This window comes from Chitinimonas sp. (assembly GCF_041904975.1).
Classification (GTDB): Bacteria; Pseudomonadota; Gammaproteobacteria; order Burkholderiales; family Chitinimonadaceae; genus Chitinimonas.
This window is the reverse complement of record NZ_JAYRLZ010000363.1, coordinates 1-3,513: the sequence shown is the minus strand read 5'-3', so window position 1 is coordinate 3,513 and position 3,513 is coordinate 1. Positions and strand designations below refer to the sequence as shown.

Annotated in this window: 2 protein-coding genes; one reads left to right on the top strand and one right to left on the bottom strand. The window is 63.5% G+C overall.

Annotated elements, in window-relative coordinates; translation table 11 throughout:
- Positions 1-107 precede the first annotated feature (107 nt).
- Positions 108-836: a translesion DNA synthesis-associated protein ImuA gene (gene imuA / locus ACE3OH_RS20780; protein WP_374357685.1), complete on the bottom strand. Its 729-nt coding sequence runs from the start codon at positions 834-836 to the stop codon at positions 108-110.
- A gap of 176 nt (positions 837-1,012) precedes the next feature.
- On the opposite strand from imuA, the gene ACE3OH_RS20775 reads away from it, so the two are divergent.
- The coding region (locus ACE3OH_RS20775; protein ID WP_374357682.1) for a methyl-accepting chemotaxis protein at positions 1,013-3,513 on the top strand (2,501 nt) is incomplete at its 3' end.

Here is a 3,513-nt window from a genome sequence, read left to right as displayed (position 1 = left end):
GGCTCGGCAGGCCTGCCCGCCATGCCGAGCCGGCCGCCCGGTCTGCACTGCCTGACCAACAGATATTTTCGGCTTGCAATAACAAGTACGCCTGACTGCCAGCCCATTCAGGCGGCGCAGGCATAGGCCGGCGCTTGTGGCCGGTGCGTGCTTGTCCCTGCCACGCTTGCAGCAGCCGGCACGACAGAAAACCGGGGCGCAGGCTGGCTGGCCAGCGAGTCCTGCGACAGGAACACCGGCCGGGTCAAGGGCGGGCCGCGACGCTTGAGCACCTGAACCGCCACACCACCGGCCACCGCATCCACGGCCAGTCGCAGGCCAAACGGCGATGCAAGCGGCTCGCCCGCCCCCTGGCGCAGCACGAAGCCACAAGCGCCGCCGGTTTCAGCCGCCAGCTGCATGCGCCGGCAGTCTCGGTCGGCCAGGGCATGGCGGAACCAGGCCACCACCGCCCCACAGGCGGGCTCGCGCAAGGACTGCTCCATCGCCCACAACGCATGATGCTCGCCCTCGGGCTGCACCCAGGTCAGCCTTTGCAGATCAACGCCGGCCGCCTGCCAGGCCGGCGCATACGGTATATGCGGCGGCGCGATCAGCAATACCTGTTTGCCTGCGCGAGTCAGGGTTGCCAGGGCGGGCAGCAGCAGCTTGAGCTCACCGCAGCCACTCTGGCGCGCCAGCAACTCGGTTACCGCCGCTTGCGGCCAGCCACCACCGGGCAGTACGGCGGCAAGGGCGGCGTGCCCGCAGTCCAGCGTGGCGGCTTGCTGCAGGGTATGCCCATCGCCGCGCCAGATGCCGGGGTGCTTGAGCAGATTTGCGATGGCCGCTTGCATGATGACTCCAGACTGAGTTGTGCGAAGACTGCCAATATAGAGAACGTTCGTTCTCTATTCAAGTAGCAGATTCATTACACCGATCAAACGCAATCTGCCTTTCGCGGCAGGTCTGGCACTGGCATTCGCCAACTTGCCGACTACAGTGAAGGCATTTGGTCCCGGCAGGAGCGCCCATGCTGTATCCGATGCTCGACCCGGCAATCAGGCTGATGAGCAGGCTCGACTACCGCCAAAAATTCATGCTGGTCAGCGGCGTATTCCTGTTTCCCATCGTGCTCTTGCTGATTTTCAGCTGGCAGGCCCTGATTGCCGACGTCGACTTTGCCAAGAGCGAGCGCCAGGGCGTGGCCATCATCCAGTACGCCAGCGACACCCTCTATCGCTCTTTGCTACCGGCACACCAACCACCCGCCGCCCCGGCGCCGCGCCTGGCGAATGCAGCCAAGACACTCGGGGCCGACCATGAGTGGGCAGCGCTGATCGCCGCCGCCGATCCGGCAGCACGCAGCGACGCTGCAGTCAGCCTGATTGCCAAGGTCAATGACAGCTCCAATCTGATTCTGGACCCGGAACTGGCGAGCTATTTCGTCGGCGATGCCATCATCGGCAAACTCGGCAGTGCCATGACCGGCCTTGCCGCCCTGCCCACCGCCAGCGCCACCACGCCAGCTACGCGCCTGCAGGCGCTGACCCAAGGCCAGGCCGTTGCCGCCTCGCTGGCCGACCTGCGCACCGAGATCGACAAGGCAGCCCGGGCGGAGCCGGCTGCACTCAAGCCGGTGATGGAACCACTCAAGCATTTCAACGATGCCGCCCTGATCGCGCTGAACGAATACCAGCGCACTGTGGAAAAACCCCTGCAGGATGGCCAGGATATCGGCCCGCTAGCCAATCTGGCCGATGCGGTGAATGGCGCGCTGGCTCACGGTGCCACGCTATCGGCTCAGGGCCTTGCTACCGTGGATGCACTGCTGGAAACACGCATCCATGCCCGGCTGGGCCGCCTTGCCCTGGTCATTTGCGTCAGCCTGCTGGCCCTGCTGATTGCGGTATGGCTGCAGGCCGGCTTTTTCTTGTCGACCGAACGCAACCTCAGCCTGCTGACCAGCAGCTTTGCCAATATCAGTGCCGGCCATTTCGAGCCACCACCGCCCTTGCAGGGCCATGACGAGATGGCAGCACTCAATCGCCCGATCCGGCAGATGGTGCAAACCCTCAATGATTTCAGCCTGGCTCAGCTGAATATGGCGGCGGCACACGACGCCGGCAATATCTCGCACCTGATGGACGAAAAACGCTTTGACGGCGGCTGGCGCGAGATGGCGGCCCGCATCAACCAGCTGATCCTGTCGCATACCGAAATCGAAATGAAGATGGTCGCACTGACCAGCCTGTACTCGCAGGGCGAGTATTCGATCACCATCGACAAGATGAGCGGCCTGAAGGCGATGATTTCCGATGAAATCGAGCGGGTGCGCGAGAGCATGATCGAGGCCAGCCAAGTCGCCGAGTTCACCCTGAAGCTCAAACAGGCGCTGGACCAGGTAAGAACACCGGTTTTGATCAGCGATACCGGCGACCAGGTGATCTACCAGAACGAAGCCGCATCCCATGCACTACAGCTGGGCCAGAGCGCACGGGCCTTGCCGGCTATCCTCAGCGACGGCGGCTGGCACTTGTGGCAAGCGGGCAAGGCCAGCCAAGGCCAGGTTACCCTGCACCAGCGCCGCTTTACCGTCACCGTGTCACCGATCCTGAATGGTGAGGGCGCATTGGTCGGCCATGTCAGCGAATGGCTGGACCAGACGGAAGCCCTGGCCATGGCCGATGAGATCAGCCATACCGTCTCGCGAGCGGCGGCCGGCCTGTTCGACCAGCGTATTTCCCTTGATGGCAAGACCGGCTTTTTTGCCGATCTGGGCCGGCAGATCAATATGCTGCTCGATCAGACCCAGCAGAGCCTTCATGCCTTCAGCGCCTCGCTAGCGCGCCTGGCCGAAGGGGATCTGAACCATTCGCTGCCCGACGATTTCCAGGGCATTTTCGGCGAGCTGGCCAGCAGCACCAATGCCACCATCGCCCAGCTCAAGCAAAGCATCCATGCCATCCGCGATGCCAGCTCGGAAGTGGCCAAGGCATCGCAACAACTGGCCGGCAATGCCACCAGCCTCTTGAACCGCACCCGCAATCAGGCCAGCCATACCGAACGCACCGCCGCATCGGCCCAGCAGATCAATAGCCAGGTACGCCAGAACGCCGACAGCGCCACTGCCGCTGCGCAGCTGGTCAGCGCCACCAGCAGTGAAGCACAGGCCAGCCGGCAGGCCATGGCCAGCGTACAGCAGGCAATGGATAAGCTCAGCCAGAGCTCCAGCCGCATTGCCGACATCACCAGCATGATCGACGGCATTGCCTTCCAGACCAATATCCTGGCGCTCAATGCCGCCGTGGAAGCAGCAAGGGCCGGCGATGCCGGGCGCGGCTTCGCCGTGGTGGCGTCCGAAGTACGCAGTCTTGCCCAGAAGAGCGCGGTGGCCGCCCGCGAAATCCGAGGGCTGGTCGAGGAGTCGGTTGGCGATATTCATGACGGCCACCAGCGCGTTGAGCAATCGGTGGTGCTGAACCGCAACATGCTCCACCAGGTGGAGCAGCTGGCCACCGTTATCAATGAAAT